Annotated in this window: 21 protein-coding genes; 10 read left to right on the top strand and 11 right to left on the bottom strand. The window is 37.8% G+C overall.

Translation table 11 applies throughout. The annotated features are described in order from the left end of the window. Nucleotide 1: 1 nt before the first annotated feature. The 5 genes from JHD79_RS08625 to JHD79_RS08605 all read right to left on the bottom strand — a co-directional run bounded on the left by JHD79_RS08625 (nt 2) and on the right by JHD79_RS08605 (nt 6,659). Nucleotides 2-925: a gliding motility-associated C-terminal domain-containing protein gene (locus JHD79_RS08625; protein WP_199118824.1), complete on the bottom strand. Its 924-nt coding sequence runs from the start codon at nt 923-925 to the stop codon at nt 2-4. A gap of 32 nt (nt 926-957) precedes the next feature. Next, nucleotides 958-1,701, bottom strand: a complete 744-nt coding sequence (locus JHD79_RS08620) for a hypothetical protein (RefSeq protein WP_199118823.1) — start codon at nt 1,699-1,701, stop codon at nt 958-960. 47 nt (nt 1,702-1,748) lie between these two features. Further along, nucleotides 1,749-4,394 (bottom strand): hypothetical protein, encoded by a 2,646-nt coding sequence (locus JHD79_RS08615; RefSeq protein ID WP_233164614.1) that lies wholly within the window; start codon nt 4,392-4,394, stop codon nt 1,749-1,751. Nucleotides 4,395-4,774: 380 nt separating this feature from the next. Further along, a complete protein-coding gene (locus JHD79_RS08610; RefSeq protein WP_199118821.1) occupies nt 4,775-5,458 on the bottom strand; it encodes a DUF4397 domain-containing protein in 684 nt (227 codons plus the stop codon). 187 nt (nt 5,459-5,645) lie between these two features. Continuing rightward, entirely contained in the window at nt 5,646-6,659 is a 1,014-nt protein-coding gene (locus JHD79_RS08605) for a hypothetical protein (RefSeq protein ID WP_199118820.1), read from the bottom strand. A gap of 207 nt (nt 6,660-6,866) precedes the next feature. On the opposite strand from JHD79_RS08605, the gene JHD79_RS08600 reads away from it, so the two are divergent. Continuing rightward, a complete protein-coding gene (locus JHD79_RS08600; RefSeq protein WP_199118819.1) occupies nt 6,867-7,520 on the top strand; it encodes a YceH family protein in 654 nt (217 codons plus the stop codon). Nucleotides 7,521-7,575: 55 nt separating this feature from the next. Here the strand turns inward: JHD79_RS08600 and JHD79_RS08595 are convergent, their stop codons facing one another. After that, a complete protein-coding gene (locus JHD79_RS08595) occupies nt 7,576-8,355 on the bottom strand; it encodes a C40 family peptidase (RefSeq protein WP_199118818.1) in 780 nt (259 codons plus the stop codon). 128 nt (nt 8,356-8,483) lie between these two features. Between JHD79_RS08595 and JHD79_RS08590 the strand changes: the two genes are divergently transcribed. Then, nucleotides 8,484-8,933 (top strand): universal stress protein, encoded by a 450-nt coding sequence (locus JHD79_RS08590; RefSeq protein ID WP_199118817.1) that lies wholly within the window; start codon nt 8,484-8,486, stop codon nt 8,931-8,933. Nucleotides 8,934-8,938: 5 nt separating this feature from the next. Here JHD79_RS08590 and JHD79_RS08585 read toward each other — a convergent pair whose 3' ends face one another. The 3 genes from JHD79_RS08585 to JHD79_RS08575 all read right to left on the bottom strand — a co-directional run bounded on the left by JHD79_RS08585 (nt 8,939) and on the right by JHD79_RS08575 (nt 12,508). Continuing rightward, on the bottom strand, nt 8,939-10,159 hold the full coding sequence (locus tag JHD79_RS08585) for a sterol desaturase family protein (protein WP_199118816.1): 1,221 nt from the start codon (nt 10,157-10,159) through the stop codon (nt 8,939-8,941). A gap of 2 nt (nt 10,160-10,161) precedes the next feature. Next, the gene (locus tag JHD79_RS08580) at nt 10,162-10,917 is read right to left on the bottom strand and encodes an alpha/beta fold hydrolase (protein WP_199118815.1); all 756 of its coding nucleotides are present in this window, start codon (nt 10,915-10,917) and stop codon (nt 10,162-10,164) included. Between the two features lie 106 nt (nt 10,918-11,023). After that, nucleotides 11,024-12,508, bottom strand: coding sequence for an aldehyde dehydrogenase (NADP(+)) (locus JHD79_RS08575; RefSeq protein WP_199118814.1), 1,485 nt, complete (start codon nt 12,506-12,508; stop codon nt 11,024-11,026). Nucleotides 12,509-12,703: 195 nt separating this feature from the next. Here JHD79_RS08575 and JHD79_RS08570 point away from each other — a divergent pair, with 195 nt between their 5' ends. Continuing rightward, entirely contained in the window at nt 12,704-14,479 is a 1,776-nt protein-coding gene (locus tag JHD79_RS08570; protein WP_199118813.1) for an aminopeptidase P family protein, read from the top strand. Between the two features lie 10 nt (nt 14,480-14,489). On the opposite strand, the gene JHD79_RS08565 is transcribed toward JHD79_RS08570, so the two are convergent. Continuing rightward, a complete protein-coding gene (locus tag JHD79_RS08565; protein WP_199118812.1) occupies nt 14,490-14,984 on the bottom strand; it encodes a very short patch repair endonuclease in 495 nt (164 codons plus the stop codon). Nucleotides 14,985-15,148: 164 nt separating this feature from the next. Here JHD79_RS08565 and JHD79_RS08560 point away from each other — a divergent pair, with 164 nt between their 5' ends. The 3 genes from JHD79_RS08560 (at nt 15,149) to JHD79_RS08550 (ending at nt 18,378) form a co-directional block, all read left to right on the top strand. Then, nucleotides 15,149-16,213 (top strand): sensor histidine kinase, encoded by a 1,065-nt coding sequence (locus JHD79_RS08560; RefSeq protein WP_199118811.1) that lies wholly within the window; start codon nt 15,149-15,151, stop codon nt 16,211-16,213. A gap of 18 nt (nt 16,214-16,231) precedes the next feature. Continuing rightward, the gene (locus JHD79_RS08555) at nt 16,232-16,957 is read left to right on the top strand and encodes a LytTR family DNA-binding domain-containing protein (protein ID WP_233164613.1); all 726 of its coding nucleotides are present in this window, start codon (nt 16,232-16,234) and stop codon (nt 16,955-16,957) included. Between the two features lie 110 nt (nt 16,958-17,067). After that, nucleotides 17,068-18,378, top strand: coding sequence for a sensor histidine kinase KdpD (locus JHD79_RS08550; protein WP_199118809.1), 1,311 nt, complete (start codon nt 17,068-17,070; stop codon nt 18,376-18,378). Here JHD79_RS08550 and JHD79_RS08545 read toward each other — a convergent pair. Beyond that, nucleotides 18,375-19,823, bottom strand: coding sequence for an ATP-dependent RecD-like DNA helicase (locus JHD79_RS08545; RefSeq protein ID WP_199118808.1), 1,449 nt, complete (start codon nt 19,821-19,823; stop codon nt 18,375-18,377). The genes JHD79_RS08550 and JHD79_RS08545 overlap by 4 nt on opposite strands. A gap of 1,061 nt (nt 19,824-20,884) precedes the next feature. Here JHD79_RS08545 and JHD79_RS08540 point away from each other — a divergent pair. The 4 genes from JHD79_RS08540 to JHD79_RS08525 form a co-directional block, all read left to right on the top strand. Next, entirely contained in the window at nt 20,885-21,709 is an 825-nt protein-coding gene (locus JHD79_RS08540; protein WP_199118807.1) for a DUF3822 family protein, read from the top strand. After that, nucleotides 21,700-22,248: an RsmD family RNA methyltransferase gene (locus JHD79_RS08535; protein WP_199118806.1), complete on the top strand. Its 549-nt coding sequence runs from the start codon at nt 21,700-21,702 to the stop codon at nt 22,246-22,248. The genes JHD79_RS08540 and JHD79_RS08535 overlap by 10 nt, the downstream gene beginning before the upstream one ends. Before the next feature lie 93 nt (nt 22,249-22,341). After that, complete coding sequence (coaD, locus tag JHD79_RS08530) at nt 22,342-22,803, top strand: pantetheine-phosphate adenylyltransferase (RefSeq protein ID WP_199118805.1); 462 nt, start codon at nt 22,342-22,344, stop codon at nt 22,801-22,803. A gap of 118 nt (nt 22,804-22,921) precedes the next feature. Then, nucleotides 22,922-23,668 (top strand): TraB/GumN family protein (locus tag JHD79_RS08525; protein WP_199118804.1); only part of this gene is annotated, 747 nt, incomplete at its 3' end.

Raw genomic sequence — 23,668 nt, 5'->3', positions numbered from 1 at the left:
ACTATTTATCTCTTAATAATGTTATCCAACCTGTCACACTCTGGGTATTACCTTCTTTCGACACCAACTTTAGTACATAGTAATAAGTGCCCTCACTCAAACCTTCTCCACTCCAATTGTTATTATACCCTCCAGTACTTCTATATACTTCATTACCCCATCTGTTAAATATGGACAGTGTATTTTCTTTATAAAGCTCTATACCTTCAATTTTCAGCACATCATTTTTGCCATCGCCATTTGGGGTAATCACGTTCGGCACCCTGATGTTACCAATAATCTTTTTAGTATCGGTAGAGGTATTGTTAGAAAGATCTGGATCAAACAAATCACCCGTCACCCTGGCAACATTGATAATCGACCCAACGTTCTTGCCCTGCACCTTGATCAACAAAGTAGCTTTTTGCCTATCTACAAGTAATGGAATGTTCCAACGAATTAATCCATTATTATAAGTTGCTGAACCATGAGTATTACTTTCAATACCTAAATAGGTCAAACTAGGCGGCAAAGCATCTATCATTACCACATTGGTATTGTTGGCATTCCCCTTATTCTCTACTGTTATCTCATAAGTAAAAGTTTCATTGGGGCCTACATGGCGTGCTTCTGATTTTTTTATGATCTCTAAGTCCGAATATTCAAAAATTACCAGAAAAGCATCCGATAGATCAGATGCGCAGTCTCCATTGTTAATGGCCTTTACCCGATAGCTACCGCCTATGGTAGTCGTTAAGGTAGACCGATTTTCATTGGCAATAACACGCCCGTCCCTATACCACTGATAAGAGTAGTTCCCATCTGAATGTGCGCCAAGTGTTACCGGCGTACCCCATGGAACCCTTATCTCGTTAGGGTTTTGAGCTTTTGCAGTCGCAACATGCAAAAACAATGAAATTAAAAATATCAGTCTACAGATCTTCATCCTTTAGGTAGCAACCAATGTCTGCAGTAAAGCTACTGTACCAATGAGATAGAAGGTTTTCCTGGTTTAGGGGTAACGATAACGGTTTGTGTTGCTGTTGCCGTTACTTCACATCCATTATTATCTCCCGCAATGAACACACCTGTATTAGCCGCTAATTTTACATATTTTACCTTTGCATTAAACACATAAGTTCCTGCCGTAGTGGTATTCATGGTGTATACACTTGTGTTGGTGTTGCTGCCATCGGCTGTACCTGGTGTGGCTGGATTACCCGCTGAAGTTACCGTCCAAGTGTAAGCATAACCAATTCCATCAGGAAGACTGGCTCCTGGCGTAGTTGTTGCCGTAATTTCAGAACCAGATAAAGGACCACTATTAGCACCACAATAGGTAGCATTGGTTTTGGTCAGTGCCAGTGTTTTGGTTGGAAGTTTGTAAACTTTAAATGGATCTGAAGGATCACCCACACAGCCACCTTGAGTTTCTATTGTCGTGGTATAACTATGGAGACCAACTGCCAAGCTATTGGGAACAGTATAATTAGTAGAATTGGCTCCTGAGAAGGTAAATGGACTACCGGCTACTTCAACCCCATCTTTATACCAACGTACTTTATCTCCATTGGTTAAGGTAGATTCCTCGGGCATATGCAATGTTGCTGTAGCATTATCACATAAATAAACATCATAATAAGTTTGTGCATAGCTCGAAAAAGCAAAACTTAAAAGCAAAACGAATGTTGCAAGTGCGGTGCGGGTAATTGTTGTTTTCATTGTTTTATGGATTTTTTATTGTTTTTTATAATATTTTATTGATTTTTCTATTGGGTGAATTGTATATGTCCTTTTACTGGTTTCGGGTGAATGGTCACTGTAACCTCTATATTTTTTAATTGGCTACAGCCCGTGGCCAAGTCTTTAACTGATATTAGTTTGTATGTAAATACGCCAGTGCTACTTAGCGATATGGGAACTGTTGTAGTATCTGACCCAGAAGGCGTTGTAACCGTTTGTACGCTACCATTGTTAATGGTATAGCTAAATTCATAAGCACCGGAGGTATTGGACCCCTTAAAATTAATTACAGGATTATCATTGGCGTCTATACAGATGCTTAACGGGCCATCTGCCGTAGCATTAGGTAAGGGGTTGGACCTGATGATCACATTTGTTTGTGTTCTTTTGGTATTTAAGGTTTTGATTAAGAAGGTATGTATCCCAGAAGAAGATAAGCTTCCACTTACTGTTCGGTTTCCACCAGTATCTTGTGAACTTAGCGCTATGGGAAGCGCTGAATTTTCAAATTGTGTTCCATCGGCAGATAAGGCATAGCTGACCGCGGTAATATTACTTCCTTGACACACTTCCTGACCATTAACCGTATTATATTTGATGTTGTTACACAAACCAACACCAGATGAGGCTCCATTTAAACACTCTTCATCTGCATCTACAGGGCCCGCAGCATTATTGCCGGTCGCATCAGGATCGGTTAAATCGGTAGGCCTTAATATGCTGGCCTTCATATTACTAAATATTTGATTAAAACCTCCCGTAAACGTGGCTTCTATTACGAAGTCAATTGTACCCTGGTTTGGCAGATTAAGTGAAGCGGTGTAGCTCTGCGCCGCCATAACAGCATTGCTCACTGTTATACCTGCGCTTTGATTTACCTGGGTGACTGTATTTATAGTTAATCCGGATGGAAAATTTATGGCTAACCGTGATCCATTTGCTGCCGACGGGCCATCATTTTGAACCTGAACGGTATAGGTAATTTTTTTCGCCGAAAAATACTGGCTTAAATCTGGAACTATTGATTCTATTTTTAAATCTGCGACCAGAATTTCTATATTGACCAATTGCGTCGTTCGGTCACTTTCTATATAAGCCCAAGTATCCATCGACCTATTGTCTCCAAAATGATCATTTGCATTGGTATTGTATCTACCAAACTTATGTCCATTGCTATTACTGCTTATTCCACTTAAATTGGTTACTGGATTTGAACTATACCTAGCAGCATTTCCAGCATTAGAAATATTAATGTCGTCCCAATAAACCTTATCACTGTATTCTGCCGGATTTGGGTTAGCAGAGTTCACATTATAACTGGTATTGTTCTCCGTCAATTCGATAATAATACCTCGCGGATTTACTTCCATATCTATATAGGGAAAGTGAACTTCTGCTGACCTGAGGAAAGTTTGCACCAAAGGTGAAATTGGTCCTGGCGGTAAAAAATTTCCATTTCCATCTTTGGCATCCCAGAATATTTCATTATAGCCCTGAACAGCTGAACCATTGATCACGCGGTCGGCACCATTTGGCAGCGGGATAACAATTTGATAACTACCCGATGTAGAAGAAGTGAAAGTAATTTTTGCACCCTTATGGCTAATTTTGCCTTCAGTTCCTTCAACGCCTGCAAATTTTAAATCGGTAATGATGGGTAAGATTGCATTCTTTTTGAGCCACATATTCTGATTAGCTCCAGTTACATATGCTGTTGCTGATGTTGGCAAATCGGGATTTGGCCTGTTATAAAAAATCTTATGTGTTTTGTTTAATGCATTATCGAGCGTTCTTGGATCGTGAAGGCCCGAAAGGGCTGCAACCGTAGATGCATTTAAGCTTTTATAAGTAGCCACTCCATTTACCGCAAAACCATTGTTATTGGAAAAAAAAGTAAAAGCCCAACCATTATTTCCATTGGTTTGTACACGATATGCCCTTCCATCTTCGGTAAGAACATAGTTGGTCACATAAAATCCTTTTGCTTCAGTAAAATTCGGGCTAATCGAAAGGTTCAAAACGTTTGTATAAACACGGCCATTTAACCACGCAGTTCCAGCAGTATTTCGTACCGAAACATCCCAAGCAGCAACCAAATTCGAAGTAGTTCCAGTGGGCTGTGTCCAGTTCGCATCGGCAAATACATCAGCTGCACTTATATCAGTACTATTACCGCTGCCAATTGGCGCCACAAATTCTATTCTCCAAATGCCCTCTCGTGCAGCAGTAACGGGAATTGTTATTGGGGTATAACCCGCTGGATTTCCTGGCCAACTTGGCCCTAATACTTCTGAAGCCCTATTTGAAATACGCCCTGTAGAACCAACCAAGTTATAAGTGGTTGAAACACCATCTGGCGAGGTTACGATTATACGACCGTTATTTACACCAATTGCGCTTGATGCCACAGCAATGGTTTCATTTGCTTTCGCATAAACGAAATGAGCCCCCCTAGTTTTAAACGGAAATCTATCCAGGTAATTAACCCCATCTACGTTTGCGTACAAAAACGCTCTGTTTCCCAGTGCTCCAGACGGATAAAGATCTTTACTTCCTTCTGCAAAAGTGGTTTTAGAAAAAAAAGAAAGCAAACAAACCAGCATGCAAAAGCATTTGCCCAGCAAAGCATGTTTATTGGATACAGGAAATTTTAGCGCACCACTTTTAAACATAGTTAACTAAAATAGCTGCACGATCTTACTTAAGCATTTTATTCCCAGAAGCATAAGCTTTAATAGATGTTTGTCAATCCACAAATGTTTGTCTCAAATAGCAGGCTCGTTTTAAGTCCATTATTCAGGACTAAAATATGCTTATTTTCCACACAAGTGAAATTTTTTCTACAATTATTACAATAACAAACACCAAATGAATAATAGTGTAGAAAAAAATACTCAAATTATCAGGATATACTATAAAAAATACCATTTCAAAGGCATTACAATTCCCCAACAAAAACAGCTTTTATTTCTTTTAAAACCAGAGAAATACACCATAAAAAAGCCCCCTTGTTTTTGAGCAAGGGGGCTTTTCTAATTAGATTTATGGCGATTTAGTCCTGCGGAACAATATGATACTGTACTGTACCTCCATCTACCGTATCAAACCAAACCAAGTAATTTTTACCTTCTTGAAATTCTGATCCAGGAATATGGGTAATCACAGCAGAATCTTCAACTTTAACCTTTAATACATTATCTGTATTGATCTCGAAATATACAGGATCTGCACCAAAGCTAAGCTGCGAATTGATTGGCACTCCTGCCTGATCCACAATACTTAATTTTTTATTATCAAATGCCGCACATAAATTTAAAAATCTTACCCTGAATTTACCCGCTGCAGGCACTTTGTCATTATTAATATAACCGGCTATAAAAAATTTTTCGGCACCATTGCTATAAAGAAACAATGTATATTTTGCATCATTGGCCAAAACCACATCAGACACGGCAGAAGCAGTATTTAATAAGGCATCCTTAAACCATAACACGCTATACCCTCCCACGGCTCCCACATAATTGCTATATGCTCCATACCCAACCGTATTAGTGGTCAATTTGGCATTATCTTGATAGAAATCATGAGGATTTGCACTTAAAAGTGTATTTACTACCCTAATTTTTGCCACCCCAGGATCTTGCTGAACGAAATCTTTTTTACAAGACGAGAGCAGGGCCAACAAAACAAAAGCACTCAACACCCACCCTCCCATATTTAACTTAAAATTCTTCATATTCCTATTATATCAATTTAGATCACAAAACTAAGCATCGCATTTAGTTATCCCAAGTAACTTTCCTAGTGCTTTAACTGTAATTTCTATTTATTTTTAAAGTTATACCCATACCATTTATTCAGATAATTAACCACTGCTCTGCTAAATCTATCTGCCGATATTTCGATAATAGCTGGATTGTTCCTTACTGTAATACCAGGTGTTTCGGCCTGTATAGCCGATATATTATCGAAATAGCCCGTAGTTGAACCCAAGACAACCGTACCGTATTTCTAGTGCAAAAACCTCCGTTGAAATAAGGTCTCTTTTTAGCTGAGCCATTTGCCTCCACGCCGAAAAGTTCCGCTTCTGGTGCAAGTGTTTTAATTTTGCTCCCAGGTACTGCCACTACATTTTCAGCTTCCAATAGTCCTCCAAAACTATAAGGTCCCCTTATCAATTCAGAGAATGGAACATTAGGATGCAACTTAGCTATCGCAGCAATAGAAGAAGAATCGGCCAAACGATCTAAATAACCATCAGGCTGTGAAATGGCATAATTACTCAAGCCATAACCCAACTCTGTTTGATCTATAAACTTGCTCGACAATAATTTTCCTTGAACGGAAACGTAAGGTTGTGGATTTTGATAAGTATGCGCCTGACCATGAATATCCAAGAACAAAGCTCCTTTCCCATTTTTTTGAAAAACAGCCATACGTTCACGGGCAGCTCTCAATAAGCTGTGGTAGCTATTGTACGTTTCTCGAGCATCCTCATTCACATATCTTTTATCAACTTCATTCGGAAAGGTATTTGGATCCACTCTTTTCCTGCCAATGGTATTGATTACTATCCATGATTTTTTCTTTGTACTGCGATAAAAATAGTATTCGATCTTCAAGGCCAAAGGCAATGTATTGATATCCCTACCCGTTGTTCCACTTTCTGGAATTTCGGGACTACCCACTGAAGTACCATCATGGGGAACACCTAACAATAGTGGCGCATCGTCATCGCCAACTACCAATTTTACATATTGTTTATAACCATAAACGGTATCGCCAGGCTTATAGCTCCTGCCTTCATAAGTAAAAAATTTTTCTTGTTCTTTTACCGCCGATAAATTCTTCTCTTTTTTAAATACAAAAGAAATGGACAGAAAAGAAACCGCCAAAACGGCTAAACCTATGTTTAATTTTAAAAAGGATTTATTCATATATATTTAATTTATCAATTGTTAAAGGCAATTCCATAAACAAACTTCTGCTTTCCTTGCAAGCAGTGATTATATCATAGACTGTTTTCATCCGAAAAAGGATCGCTTATTATGTAACTAATTTTAAAGTACCCTTACATAGTTTTCCAATTCACGTTTACTATATTTGAAGCACAACCTCTATATCAACTAAACGAAAACATTTTTATGGACGAAAAAAACATACCTGTATTAGATGCCGCCCAAATAAGGGTGTTAGGTGCATTGATGGAAAAATGCAGAACTACCCCCGATTACTACCCTATGACCTTAAATGGCCTATTGGCCGCCTGCAACCAGAAGACCTCTCGCAAACCGGTGGTGAATTATGATGAATCAACCATAAGCACTGCTTTAAACAGCTTAAAAATTTCCGGTTTAATTTCTACCGCCACAGGAGGTTCGATCAGAAACATTAAATACAAACATAATTTCGCTATTGTCTACCCATTAGTTCCTGCGGAAGTAGCCGTTATGTGCCTATTATTTTTACGAGGGCCGCAAACACCGGGAGAGATCAATACCAACTCTGGCCGACTATACGAATTTGACACACTTGAAGAAGTACAAACCGTATTAGAGAAACTTGCTAATGAACAGCCTGCCTATATTAAACAATTGCCGAAAAAACCTGGACAAAAGGAACAACGGTATATACACTTGTTCAGTGGGGACGCAGAAGATTATGAAGATGATTTCACGGCAGAGGAAAGCGCAGCAAAACCAAACACACAAGTAGAAGAACGCTTAGCGAAGGTAGAGATTGAACTTGCCGAGCTGAAAGAAAATTTTGATCGGCTGATGAAAGAGTTAATGGGGTAATCAAAAAACTTAAGCTGAAAATAACCTGTAAGCCCTTTATTTTCAGTTTTACTCATTAGACATATCGCTTTACGATTCTTAGTTTATGGGTGTATTTACCCAACTCTGCATTATAGATGCCCTGATCATCAATTGGATCTATGCGCACCTTACCCGCAGCGTGAATGATACTCGAGTTGCTAAGCATAAGTCCAACATGGATAATCTTACCTTCTTCGTTATCAAAAAAGGCCAGGTCTCCCAATTTAGCCGAAGCTAGAAAGTCAACCAGATTCCCCTGTTCTGCCTGTTGCGAGGCATCCCTTCTAATATTTAAGCCCAACAATTTATAAACTGTTTGAACGAAACCCGAACAATCGATACCAAAAAATGTCCTACCTCCCCATAAATAAGGCGAATTCAGGAAAAATTTTGCCGTCTGTTCTACCTTAGACATAAAAGTTGATGGATCGGGAATTAAGGCGGGAGTACATACCTTAAATCTTTCCTCACCCAAGTAACAAAAACCATTTTGGTAAAAGGGAAGGGTACACCCCGGACTTAAGTAATACGTTGTACCTTCTTCATCCAATAGCCTATTATCGAACTGCGCATTGGTTATATGATGATAGCTTTCTTCGTCGTTATATTGCAACGATGAAACTTTTTGAAGCTGCTTATAATCCATCCAACCTTCATAATGATCATGATGGGTTTTTACTAGGCACCATTTTTCTGTTTTTTCCAGCAGCAGTACACGATCTCCAAATAATAATTGTGAAACAATCTCACTTCTATCTGATGGTTCTTTTCTTAAAGGGGCTACCGAAATTCTGCAAACGTGGTACAATTCCATATTTCTTTTAATTACCTGCCATAAAAGTAATGCAAATATGTGATATAAATCATTGAATTTTATGTTTAACCCATGGAAACTTTATGGTTAATAATTTGTTAATTAGCTAAAGCAAAAACAAGAAGATCATGAGCTATAAAAAAATTCTTATTGCAGTTGACAATAGCACCTGTGCCGAAAAAGCAGCTAAAGCAGGTTATGAAATGGCCAACTTATTTAATGCCGAAGTGGCACTGTTAAATATTATCGAACCCATACCTCCCGTCACCAATCCAGATTTTGCTTTAGCACCCGTGTTAATTGATGTTTATGATAACAGTGTAGAAAACAGCAATGTCCTATTAAAGGAAATAGAAAATAAATTTGGGAATGGCAAATCTTCTACCTATCTCTCTGTTATGGATACGGCAAGCCATGGTATTTTACAACAGGCTGAAGAGTGGAAAGCTGACCTAATCGTAATTGGTACGCATGGACGTACGGGCATCAATCATTTCCTTATGGGCAGTGTGGCTGAACACGTAGCCAGAAAATCGGCCTGTCCGGTACTCATTGTACCAAATAAAGCAGAGATTTAAAAACGCTAGACTTCTTCGTATTGCAACACATAGTTTCTATATAAACGGCTTAGGGAGAACACCCTCTCTAATATGATAAGAATAATGGTAGGAATAAAAATAAGGCCGAAGTAATCTATTTTTAGCAAAACAAATCCTACAACAAAAATAAGCCTTACACATTCTAGATAATAGATCCATTTACGCTGCTCTAACAAAGCACCACAATTAATCAACGTAATCAGGATAAAGAGTAGTGCAAAAATTTTATCCTCTATCTGGAAATGGTTATAGCATGCAGTGGTCACCGTAAGCACCAATACACTCATCACCAATTGAAGATTAATATAGTTTTTGAGTTTAAATTTAGCATACTCCTTAGTTTGATGCGGTAAGTATCTTTTTTCCAATATTGGCCTAATGTCCTGATCTAAAACTGCCGGACTACCAAATACCACTTTCATCTTGTTTTTAAATCCGGATTCTCTCCTACAAGCCTCCAACAGTTCTAGATAATAATGAAAATGCTGCCATAGAAAACTATAGCTTTTAATAGGATGTGTTAGACCATAGATAGGCGCTTCTTCCTCTTTTTGGAAAGTACCGAACAACTTGTCCCAAAATACAAATACATCACCATAATTTTTATCTAGGTATTTTTCATTACTGGCATGGTGTATCCCATGTAATGATGGTGTAATCAATATATTTTCCAACCACCCTAATTTGCCAATCAGTTGGGTATGGGTAAAGAAAGAGTAGGCTCCATGTACCGTTAAAATAACCATTACCATAGTTGGATGGAAGCCTAGAAATGGCAATAAGCACCAAAAAAAACCTCTAATCAAAGCCTGAAAGGCGGTAATTCGTGCCGATACGGTAAGGTTAAATTCTTCACTCTGATGATGCACAATGTGTGCGGCCCATAAAAAATTAACTTCATGCCCTAATCTATGGTACCAATACCATACTAGATCTGTAACCAATATAAGCAGCACCCATACCCACCAAACATTGGGAATATTAAAGACGGCATAATGGCCATATATATAATTGAACAAATCAAAGAAGCTAGCTGCAATAAAAAGATTTAATAATCGCTCTGCTATTCCAATGCTTACATTAGATACAGAACTTTCATACTTGAATATATGTGCCTTGTTCTTTCTAACGGCTAAGACATACTCCAAGTATACAAAAATAAAAAAGGCTGGAATGGCGAATGCCAGATAATTAATATTAGACATGGTTACGAGGCTATAAAATGGCTTACGTATTCATTAAACAATTCTGGTTGCTCCATCATGGGTGCATGCCCACAATGGTTGATATAATGTAGAACCGAATTAGGTAAACATTCGTGAAATTGGGCAGCTACTTCTGGTGGTGTAACAATATCCTGCAAGCCCCAAATTAGCAATACAGGTATCTTAATAAGTGGCAGATAGTCTTTCAAGTTTTGTTTTTGCGCATCTCTGGCCAACATAATGACCGATAATGCTTTGGTCTTTTGCTGCACAATGTCAAAAACATAGGCTACCATTTCCTCATCTATAACTTCCTTCCTATCAAATACATCTTCTATTTTCGATCGGATATAATCATAATCCTTTATCCTTGGAAAAGTACCACCAAAAGTATTTTCATACAAGCCCGAACTACCTGTTAAAATCAATTTTTCAACCCTGTTTGGATGCTTTAAGGTGTACAACAAAGCCACATGGCCTCCTAATGAATTTCCAATGAGAATAGGTTTTGTAATCTTATTTTTGGACAGATAGCTCTCCAAGAATAAAACCAACTTATTTAACCCTCCTCCCAAAAATTGGTTAAAAAGAGGTAATTCTGGAGACCAAACCCTATAATCGGAAGAAAACTTTTGCTCTACCCTTTTCCAATTACTTAAATGGCCAAACAATCCATGCAACAATACAATATCTTGGGTAGCCGATGCTTGGCGATAGGATATAAAATTCGTTTTAGCTTGATTGAAATGTAATTGCATTCTAGATAAATTTTGAGATTAAACACGCAAAACTTTCCAAAAATAACAATTTATTTAAATAAACTACTAATTCTATAGAATTAGTATTATATAGAAATCACCTAACTTACATCATAGCACCGCGTGTGAGTTCGTCATTTACTGTACGCCAAATATTTAGTGGATTTTCATCCTTCAATTCGTCGGGCAAAAATACATTATCCCAATTTTGAAAAGCTACAGGGCGGGCAAATCGTTTAATTCCATCGGCACCTACAGCGGTAAATCTACTGTCTGTACAGGAAGGAAACGGTCCACCATGTTGCATAGATAGGCATACTTCCACTCCTGTAGGTACTTGATTAAGAATAAACCTTCCACACACTTCTTGTATGGCATGCATGAGTTTGCCATGATTTTTCAGGTCTTCGGAACTGGCCATCAATGTTGCGGTCAACTGTCCTTCCAAGCATCGCGCCACTTTTAACATTTCATCTTCATTTTGACAAATAACCAATAAGGAATATGGACCAAATATCTCCTCATGTAGCTTTTGATTGCTTAAGAAAGTTTGGGCATTGGTTTGGGTAATTGTAATAGGCCCTCCTCCCACGGTTATTTCACCTTTCGTTTCATATAGTAGCTTTACGCCTTTCTGTGCTTTAGCTTTTTTCAGGTTTTCGTTAAAATTTCTTGCAATTCCTTCATGTAGCATCTTGGCAGGCTGTATTTCCTTTAATTGGTTAATTAACTCGGCCACATAAAGGTCTAACGCTTCACTTTGCCGGGCGATAACCAAGCCTGGATTAGTACAAAACTGGCCCATGCTCTGGGTAATAGAAGCCGCCAATAATTGAGCGGTGTGCAGGTAATCTGTTTCTAATTTTCGGGGAAGCAAAAAAACTGGATTTATACTGCCCATCTCTGCAAACACTGGAATAGGTATTTTTCGTTGATTAGCCCAATCAAATAATGCCTTACCTCCACTATAAGATCCTGTGAAACCTATTGCCTTTACGAAAGGGTGTTTCGCCAAATATTCGCCTACTTCAACACCTGCTCCGTACAGGTGGGCAAATATTCCATCGGGCATTTTACATTCCGAAGCTGCATCCCATATCGCCTTAGCTACCAAAGTGGAGGTTTTGGGATGCGCCGGATGTGCCTTTACAATAACCGGACAACCTGCAGCAAATGCACAAGCGGTATCTCCACCTGCTGTAGAATAAGCAAACGGAAAATTACTGGCACCAAATACTACCACGGGCCCTAATGGCACCAACATTTTTCGCAAATCGGGTTTGGGCGGGGTTTTATCAGCGATAGCCGTATCTATACGGGCTTCAAGCCAATGTCCCCGTTCGACTGCATCCGCATAACTATTCAACTGAAAAATTGTACGTGCTCTTTCCGTTTCCAAACGGGCTATGGGCAAATTGGTTTCTTGGGCTGCAGTTTTAAGTAGTTCTTTGCCCAATGCTGTTATGGCGAACGCTATAGCCCTCATGAAATTGGCACGTTGTTTTAAGGAACAAGTTTTATACACATGAAATGCTTTTTCGGCTTTCTCTAATACCTTGTCAATTTCTATATTGCTACTGTCTTTGTACATCACTATGTTTTAAGGTAAACCTATACTTAAAGTTAGGGCTATTATTTTATCTTTCGGTCTGCCAATTTTAAAATGAATTTTAAATTATAATCGGCACTAAACTTCACCATTTTTCATGTTTTCGTTTAATTTATTGCCAAATATTCCGCTATTTTTGAACCATCTTTCCAATCAAAAATTTAAATAGTATAGAGTATGACCTATCTTGAGAAATTATCAGCCATTCGCCAGCAAATGAAAATTGATGGCATTGCTGCCTACATCATTCCATCTGCCGACCCCCACATGAGCGAATACTTACCTGATCATTATAAAAGCATTTCTTTTGTAACGGGTTTTACCGGTTCTGTAAGTACCGTAGTCATCACACAAGATTTTGCAGGACTTTGGGCCGATTCAAGATATTTTGTACAAGCCGAAGAACAACTGGCCGGCAGTGGCTTCCAACTGATTAAGTTAAAAGCACAAGGGGTAGCCGAATATATCGACTGGCTAGCTGAAAAACTGGATATTAATGCTACAGTGGCATTTGATAAAAGAACAGTATCTATCTTATTGGGCGAACAGCTAAAGAAACAGCTTATTGCTTTAAATATTCAATTTGAACAAAAGGATTACATTGGGCAGATTTGGAAAGACAGGCCCTCCCTACCTGCTCAACCCGCCTTTCTGATTGACGAGAAAGTGGTTGGCCAATCTGTGCCAAGCAAATTAACAGCCATTAGAAAGGAACTTGCCAGGCTAAACGCCTCCCATCATTTAGTCTCATCTCTTGATGATATGGCTTGGATATTCAACATCAGGGGCCAAGATGTAAGCTTCAATCCAGTGGTGTTAAGTTTTGCCCTCATTTCTTCAAGCGAAGCCAAGATCTATATTGACGAAAGCAAATTATCTACTGACGATCTGACCAATTTAAAAGCAAACGGGATTACTATTGCCAACTATGATGCGATTGACAAAGATTTGGCGTCTCTACCTGATCACAGCAGTATCTTAATTGACCCTAAACGAAATTGCTACTACCTCTATCAACAAATTCCCCAATCCGTTAAAAAGATATTAGAGACCAATCCATCTACCTATTTCAAAGCCATTAAAAATGACGTTGAGATTAAAAATACGCGTAAAACAATGATTAAGGATGGAGCCGCCATAACTTATTTTTTTAAATGGATAAAAGATAATATAGGCAAAATAGAAATTACCGAAATTTCGGCGGCAGAAAAATTACGCGACTTCAGGGCTGCCCAAGATGGTTTTGTAGGCGAGAGCTTTAATACCATTGCAGGCTATAGGGCGCATGGTGCCTTACCTCATTATGCAGCCACAGCAGAAAGTGACGTAGCCATTAAGGCAAAAGGTTTATTTTTGGTAGATTCTGGTGGCCAATATCAATATGGCACTACAGACATCACCCGGGTTATTCCGCTAGGTGAAAATACACCTGAAGAAAGTACAGATTATACCTTGGTCTTAAAAGCCATGATAGAAGGTTGTAAAACCCGTTTTCCTAAGGGTACCTGTGGTTATCAGATTGATGCCATTACCCGTAGACCAATGTGGGATTATGCCTTAAACTATGGTCATGGTACTGGCCACGGGGTGGGTTATTATTTAAACGTGCATGAAGGTCCTCACATTTTTAACGCATCGGCAACACCTATACCTATTGAACTGGGCACCATTACTTCCATAGAACCCGGAATTTATAGAATAGGCAAACATGGCATACGCATTGAAAATTTGGTGCTAACGGTAAAAGATGAGCAAAATGAATTCAATGAGTTCTATGCTTTTGAAACTTTGACCTTAGCGCCAATTGACACGACTTTGGTAAAGAAAGAATTGCTTGAACATGCTCATATTACCTGGCTGAACAATTACCATCAACTGGTGTATGAAAACGTGGCTCCTTTGTTAGACGACGAAACTCGGACTTTCTTAAAAGAAATGACAAAAGCCATATAAATGTAGTACCTTAAATCTTATCTGGCACTTTTAGGCTCCTGGCCGCTTCGATATAAAGCATCACTTGATTGACACAAACCATCAGGTGATGCTTTACTTCATGTTCCCAAAAACGCATTACAGTATAACCCATGCCCTCTAAACTTTGCTTCACAAACCTATCTCGTTGCATGTTTCGTTCAATCTTCGGCAACCAAAATTTCTGGTTAGTTTTTGGTTTTCTGTCGTTCCACTGGTAGCCGTGCCAAAAATCGCCATCAATAAATATGGCTAACTTATATTTTTCGATCACTAAATCTGGTCTGCCCAAAAGATCGTTTCGGTGAATACGGAAACGAATGTTTTTAGCCCAAAGTGCCTTCCGTAGCAGCAGCTCTGGCACACTATTTTTCCCCTTGATTTTAGCCATGGTCTTACTGCGCTGCTTAGTGGTATAAAACCCTGCGCTTTCTTCAAAACGGGGCACTTTGATTACATTTTTTTCTAAAGGGTAACATTTCGTCATGACCACTACAAAAATACGGTTATATCAAAGATATTCATCACAAAAATCCAACCATTCAATAGGCTTCTGCTACCGTTAATCTATTTTTCAGCAGGAGCATTATAAATATTAAATAAATTTGATCAAAAGCTGTTTTTAAGCTTAGCATTGTTATTTTAGGAAAAATGGAGCAACATACATGTACTTTTAAGGAAGGTAATTGGGTTTATCGTAACGTTAAATATACCATAATTGGCCTATTAGTAGGGCTAGCTTTAAGTGCAATTATAGGCGTATTGAATAGCAATGGCATTTCTTGGAGAGGTATATTCGGTAATATACTTTTCAGTTTGTTTATTACACTGAGCATATCAAATGTAGTTGCCCTATTCCAGCATTACAGCAATATAGCCAGTACCAATTTTTGGAAATTTATACTTTCGTTTTATATCTGCAACCTCATAGGCATGGTACTTGGCATAGAAATCAGCTATTTCATTATTTCTATACTATTTGATGTTAAATACCAAATTTTCTATCATAAGCAAGATTACAAATCTATTAGTGTAATTGTGATGGTAGTGGGTACGATCGTATTATTATATCATCTACAGAAACGTAATGCAGAAAACCTTTTAAAAGCCAAAGAAACCGATCTTCTAAAATTACAACAACTTAAAACACAGGCTGAACTGCAAGCCTTACAATCAAAAATAAATCCTCATTTTCTATATAACGCTTTAAATTCCATTGTTAGCCTAATACATGAAGACCCAGACAAGGCAGAGGACATGACCATAAAGCTGTCAAAATTGTTCAGGTACAGCATCAACTCCCAACAAGAGAATTTCTGTACCTTAAAAGAAGAGATTGAGATTTTAAATACTTACTTAGTCATCGAAAAAGTAAGGTTTGGCAATAGAATACGCTTTGATATGGAAATAGACAGCTCACTGGATCATTTACTGTTCCCTCGTTTTCTATTACAGCCTTTGGTAGAAAACGCACTCAAACATGGACTAAAAGACACTTATGAAAATGGTTTAATGAAAGTGGTGATTAGAAAAACAGATAAGAAATTAGAAATTCTTATTCATGATAATGGTGCTCCGTTTCCAGAGGAGCTTGTAGCCGGTTATGGCCTACAAAGTACTTTTGATAAATTGCAACTGTTATATGGTAATGGTTACGACATCCAATTAATTAACACATCCGAAAAGCAAATTAAAATTTCAATCCCTGCAAATTAATATCTTATGTGGAAATCGATGATTATTGAAGACGAACAATTGGCTAGGCAGCGCTTAAAGAGATTGTTAGCCACTTATGATGAAATAGAGCTTATTGCCGAAGCGGAAAATGGTATGCAGGGTCTTGAGCTTATCAATCGACTACAACCAGAACTCATATTCCTCGATATTGAAATGCCCTTGCTTAATGGCTTCGAGCTATTGGCCCAACTGACCCATCAACCAAAAGTGGTCTTTACAACGGCTTATGATCAATATGCCATTAAAGCTTTTGAGGAAGGCTCTATCGATTACCTGCTCAAGCCCATTGAATTAGATCGGTTAGATAAAACCATTAAAAAGCTAAAAGAGACCAATCTGGCTACTTCTTCCTTATCTATTGAGACTTTATTAAACCAAATACAGGGCAAAAAAAACACCAAGACTCTTACCGTAAAGCTTGGGGAAAGAATTTTACTGATCAAAATAAATGATATCATTCATATTGAAGCAGAAGACAAATATGTTTTCTTGCACACCAGCGATGGAAAGAAGCATTTAACCGACTACACTTTAGCCATTCTGGAAGAAAAACTACCTGAAGATTTCATCAGGGTACACAGAAGCCACATCATCAATACAGACTGTATTAAGGAAATAAGGAAAGGTTTCAATGGTGCCTTGATTTTCATACTCAACAATGAGGCTAAGGTTAGTTCAAGTCGTTCTAACAGCGAAGGGTTGCGATCTAGATTTGGCATATAAGCGTTTAAAAAACAGTAGTTTGTTACTTAAGCCATGATTATTCTTAAAGTAGAACTAAAAATTCCTATAATATCAATAAGCTTTAGTATTTTTGTTACAAACCAACTAATTTGTTCAAGTTCCTAACATATAGAACGCCATCAAAATTCTTTGCTGAATTTGATGATTATTATAGCTACTCCAACTTAAGGCAAGTTAGGATTATCAGTGGTATTATCTTTACCATTAGTTGCCTTGTACGCACCCTATCTTTTATTTTCAACGATGAGGTTGCGCTGTTGGCGTATCACCAAGAACTTTCTTTCTCCAATTGGATCCAATTTTTTGGTTCGTTGGCCTTTTTTTTGGCGAGTGCATATGCATTAAAATCAAGAAAAGTATCTAAAAGCTTGAGAAAAGCCATTGTCTTGTTCTTTGTGATCTATATGTTGACCATGTCTTTTAGCGTAAGCTATATTATGTCGTTACATAATGCCAAAAATATGCTCACTATGTTTTTAATTGGCATTGCTACAACAAGCTTGTTTTTTGCTCTTGAGTTTAAAACACTCCTCTTGATCATTTTCTATACCATGTCCCTTTATTTAGCTGGATTGATTTTCCCTGATCTGCCCATACAACAAAAAATACTCAATTGTGTGGCTGCTATTATACTTGGTACCGTATTACTTAGTTTCTCTAGATACAGTTACTATTTCAAATCAAGCCACTTTGTAAAGCTTAAGGAGTTGGAGGAAAAAAACAGAGAAATTCTGCATCTCAGCAGTCAAAAGAGTGAAATACTTTCCTTCGTTGCGCATGATTTAAGAGCGCCTCTTAACAACATTGAAGCACTAAGCCAAATTATGCTATTGGAAAACGAACATGATAGCGAAGCACAGATGATTGCCGATTCTGCTATGCAGGCAAAAAACATTATCAATGATTTAATTGAAGCTGTAAAATTAGACCAAACAGAAATATTAACTGAAAACATCCCATTAAAAGCCTACATTAACCGTATTATCAATAAATGGGAAGCCAATACCGACCGTAAGATTATTCTTCAGTCAGGAGGTGATGAAATTAGCCTACAGGCCAACCCCTCCAAGTTAGAACGCGTAATTGACAATCTGATCAGCAATGCCTTAAAATTTTCTCCTGCCGACAAGCCTATTGACATTTTTATAAGCCAACAACAGAATAATGCCATTATAAAAGTAGAAGATTTTGGTATTGGCATTCCCCAAGATCTGCAATCGCATATTTTTGAGCAATTTTCAAGGGCTAGCAGAAAAGGCCTACAGGGCGAAAAATCAATTGGTTTGGGGCTGCATATTTCACATAAAATTATTGAACAGCATCATGGCGAACTGCTGGTTGACAGTAAAGAGAACCAAGGCACTACTTTTACCATACAATTGCCTTTGGCCATAGCTTAATATTCTTCCGCTATCTTACCTGCAAAAAGATCTTTGCTAAAATTCACTAAAAAAAGTTCTTTTTTCGCCCTGGTCACCGCAGTATATAGCCAGCGCATAAAATCAAGATCAATCATTTCTGAAGTTAAATAGCCCTGGTCAACAAAAACGGCATCCCATTGGCCACCTTGAGCTTTATGGCAAGTTACCGCATAGGCAAATTTAATTTGTAATGCATTGTAGTAAGGGTCTTCCTTAATGGCCAACAATCTTTCTTTCTTATTAACGATGTGTTCGTAATCTGACATTAACCCTTCAAAAAGCTTTTTATTCTGTTCCTGAGACAGGTTTGGAGTTTCTATTTGTAAGGTATCTAGTAACACTTTGCAGGTAATGGAACCAAGGTCTGGAAAATCGATCAGTTCTAACTGTACTTCTGCAAATCGAAAACCATAACGTTCTTCTTCCCTACGCACCCTAATGATCTTAGCCATATCACCATTGGCAATGAAAGCCGCATCCTGATTTTCAGGTAGCCAAAAGTAGTTATTTCGAACCACCATGATCTGATCGCCTCCACTAAGTTCTTCCTCTCTATACAGTAACCTAGCCCTGATCTGATTATTATAGGTATTGGCCGACTTATTTGATCGACAGACCACCAGTGCATTTTCTACTCCATATTTGCCATAAGCATATTCCAATCCTTCTACAAACTTAAGCCCCGTCATGCTAAAGATATCTTTATAATTTTTGGTGATGAACTTTGGCCATTTAGGTTGATCGTCATCATGATTGATCAGCTTTCGAAGCATGGTGGCATTGGCTAAAATGCCAGATTTCTTTTCCTGCCTTACCACTTCCTTTAGCTCTACCGACCTGACCTCCAAATAAAAATGATCTTTCAGGTATTGGGGATTTAATGCCGGGCTGTCTATGCTTCCAACGGGAGGCAATTGGGCGGTATCGCCTACAAACAATAAAAAACAATTCTTTGGTTTCCCATCGCTACTCAACTGAAATACAAACTCGATTAGGTCTCCTAAAAAAGAGGATCCATTTTGTGCATTCCATTCATCGGCGATCATTGAAGCCTCATCTATAATGAAAACCGTATCCTGTGCCAGATTTGGAGCAAGTTGAAAAGATAGGTCCATGGCTATCGCATTTCGCTTTCTGTAGATTTTCTTATGGATAGTCAATGCTTTTTTATGGGTATAGTTGCCCATCACCTTTGCTGCCCTACCTGTAGGCGCCAACAAAACTGATTTTAACCCGAATTTAGGCAGGGCTTTTACCAATGCCGCTACAGAAGTTGTTTTTCCAGTACCTGCATAGCCTTTTAGTACAAAACAAGTTTCGTTACCAGGCTTACTCAAGAAAATAGCCACTTCTTTACAAAAAAGCAATTGTTCTGATGTTGGAGTAAAAGGATATGACTGCGCAATGAGGTTAACTTTATCCATTTAGCAAAGATAGTTATTAGTGGACAGGCACCTGACTATAAAGCATAAAAACTTCAATCAGTTGTACCTTATCGAGTAGTTATAATCCAACTTTGAAAGTCTGACCAACCATCTTAAAAATAATTACAAATTTAACGAGACAGACCAGACTGTTCTAGCCTGTCCCATTTATGATAATTTTTTAGTGAAGTTTATTATGGATGATCATAAAAAGAATTATTTCTGCAACAAGGAGTGTTACATTAAGTAGAAACAATAGGTTTACATAAGTCAGAAATTTCCTTCGAAGAACGGCTGTCATCCTATTTGTTGGGGCAACAATGTGTTTTTCATACCAACTGATGGGAAATTTTGTTTTCAAACGACTTGATACCAATACAGAGAATAGAAATGCTATAATTGCAGATATTATATATGTTAAATTGCTTGGCATATCCGTAACGAGGGAAAATAAAATGCTCAACGGCAGAATTATATGAAAGGATGATAAAATACCAGCCCAAAAAAAACCTATCTGGTAGGTATATTCATTAAAGCGCTCAATCGATCTAAAATTTTGTCTTCTCCACAAAAAGCTAAGGTGATAACCACATAACATTTTTCTTAATAGTTTCATTTTTATTTATTGACAAGCATTTGCACTTTTCCAATTCAAAAGGACTGTATCAGACCCGATTTTGCTGCATTAATTTTCTTTTGTAGGATGAAAATATCGTTTTTTAGATCTTTCCGTATTTTAGAGATAGCAAAAATGTATTTTTCGTTTATTAACTGCAATGAAAATTTGCAATAGTTTCATTTTGCATTTACTTGGGCATTTTGGCCACCTGATGCAATTAGGCTATGCCAGAAGCTTATATATTTGGTAGCTTTAGCAGATATCAGTACTTACAAATGTTCGTATCAAAGATGATAAGAAAAGGCAATTAAAAGAATAGGATAAAGTTAACTGATAGTTACACATAGGCAATTTAAATATTTTAACCAATCACCCAAACCTGTGGAAGCAAACAACAAAAACCAACAAACCATTTTAAAAAAAAAGCTATTTTTGTTGATACATGAATAATAACAGCATTTTATTAATCGACCCTAATTTTGATCCTGCCGTAAGCGAACAGTTGAACCTGGTCCTCAAAATTGGTATCGCCAACTTCTCATATGCCATTGTAGACCATGAAAAAAAACAGGTACTCGCAGTTTACGATGAACAAGAATGTGAGAATGGCTATAACAAACTTTATGAACGTTTAAAAAACGATAGCTATCTAAAGCGTTCTTATGGCGATATTAAAGTTGCCGTACATACTGAAAACCTGATCTTTATTCCAAATGAACTGTACAGCGAAACCATGTTGGACAGTCATACCAAATATTTTCATGATGTCGATTCTAGAAATATTTATGTACAACCTGATGACAATACTGGTTTTACCAGTATCTTTTCACTGCCTAAATCTATAGAAGAACTGATTGACCAGCATTGGCCGAAAAATGAAAAGCTACAGCAAAATATAGGCCTGCTCCATTTGGCTCAACAGTATACCGAAAACACATTGCTTATCGATTTTACGGTAAAATCATTTGAGGTGGCCTATGGTAAAGGTCAACAAATTATATTTCAGCAAAGCTATCAATTTGACCATATCGAGGAGTTTAATTATTATCTCTTGCTCATTATTAACCAATTGGGCATTGGGCCTGTGGCTACCACCATAAAAGTAATGGGCATTGTGCATGAGCATGATGAAAAATGGAACTGCTTGGCAAAGTATTTTACCAAAATTGATTTTCTAATTATCGAATCACCACTGGATGTAGCTATTCTTGATGATATGCCGGCGCATTATTACACCAGTCTATTATCCCTTTGTCAATGCGGATAGTTGGGGGAAAATTAAAAGGCCTACAGTTTAACGCTCCAGCTAAGCTACCGGTGAGACCTACCACCGATATGGCCAAAGAAGCCTTATTCAACATTCTTTTAAATCGTTACGATTTTGAAGGGTGCAATATACTTGATCTATTTACCGGTACTGGAAATATCAGCCTGGAGTTTGCCTCCAGGAATGCCAAAAGTATTACTGCTGTTGACCTCCATTCGGGCTGCATTGCATGGGTCAAGTCCATAAAAGATAAATACCAGTTAAATGCCATTGAGATTCTAAAAGCAGACACTTTTAAATTCTTGGCACAAACGCCCAACAAATATGACATTATATTTGCCGATCCGCCCTATGACCTGCCCAACATCCCAGCCCTACCACAATTGGTTGCTACACATAAGCTATTAGAAGAAAATGGAGTTTTGGTTGTGGAACACCCTTCCATGCTAAAATTGGATCAGCAGCCTGGCTACGTGGAAACAAGAAAATATGGCTACTCTTCCTTTAGTTTCTTTAAAGAGATAAAAGAGCAAGGATAAAAGAGCAAGGACCTATGCAAAACGTTAGTTTCCTCTCAATTCATCTTTATTCCTTATTCTTTGTTCCTTTATCCTTTTCAACTATCTTTGAACATGAAGATTGCTTTATTTCCAGGTTCTTTTGATCCTATTACCATAGCCCATGTTGATATCGTTAAACGTGCCCTTCCGCTATTTGATAAGATTGTAGTGGGTATAGGGCTAAACAGTTCCAAACAAAACTTTCTATCTGCCGAAAAAAGAGAAGAAATTGTAAAGAGCATTTTTGTTTCCCATCCCAATGTAGAGGTACAATTATACCAAGGCCTTACCATTGATTTTTGCAAGAAAATTGGCGCTACCTACATGGTCAGGGGCATACGATCGGCTTCAGATTTCGAATATGAACGTGCCATTGCCCAAATTAACAAAAGTATGATGCCCGAAGTAGAAACCATTATTTTACTAAGTAGGCCCGAGTATTCGGCCATTAGCTCTACCATTGTAAGGGACATTCTGCGCAACCAAGGCGATGTAAGCCAGTTTGTACCTAAAGAGGCCCTTGCATTTTTATAAAAAATATTCTTTTTTTACAACTGAAAAACAACAAGTTAACGCTTTTAACAAAAAAAGATCGTAATGGCATGTAACGTTTTCAGACAACTTATACTAATGGAATAAATTAAACCATTAGATGATGAAATCCTTTATCAAAACAGTATTACTAAAAATAGTAGACCTTGCACTTATCTTTATCATTGTATTTTTAATCAGTGTTCAAGTTTATGGTCAAACATCAAACCCCAACAATTCCCTACTGTGGAAAATAGAAGGCAATGGCCTACAAAAACCATCTTACCTTTTTGGCACCAATCACATGCTGTGCGAAGGGGATTATGTTATCCCACAAAAAATTAAAGATGCCCTAGCGCAAACGGAACAAAGTTATCTAGAAATCAACCTAGACGATCCCAATTTTGCCGTTGAAGCTCAAAAACACATGAAGAGCGATCAAAGCTTGGCAAGTTTAATCAGTAAAGAAGATTATAATTATATCGATTCATTGTTGAAGGTCAAATTAAAGACCAATCTTAAACAACTGGAAAGCATTAAGCCTATGCTCGTGGTGAGCTCACTTATGCAAACCGCTATACCCTGTAAGCTTGTCAGTTTCGAGAGCGAGATTATTAAAATCAATAAGGCTGCAAACAAGGAAATACATGGCTTATCGAGCATTGCCGAACAATATTCTTTCTTAGATAAGATTTTTAAGCCTAAGGACTTTGTCCCTTTCCTTAAAATGTGGTCAGAGGAAGAAATGAAAAAGAGTTTTAAGGAGCTAAAGGAAGCCTATCTTAAGGAAGATCTCACTACGATAGACAAACTGATGGCTGCTTTTTACACTTCCGATCCTGATGGTTATCATCAGCTACTACCCGTT

It is taken from the genome of Pedobacter sp. ASV28, from assembly GCF_016428855.1.
GTDB lineage: Bacteria > Bacteroidota > Bacteroidia > Sphingobacteriales > Sphingobacteriaceae > Pedobacter.
This window is presented reverse-complemented; position numbering and strand designations above follow the sequence as displayed.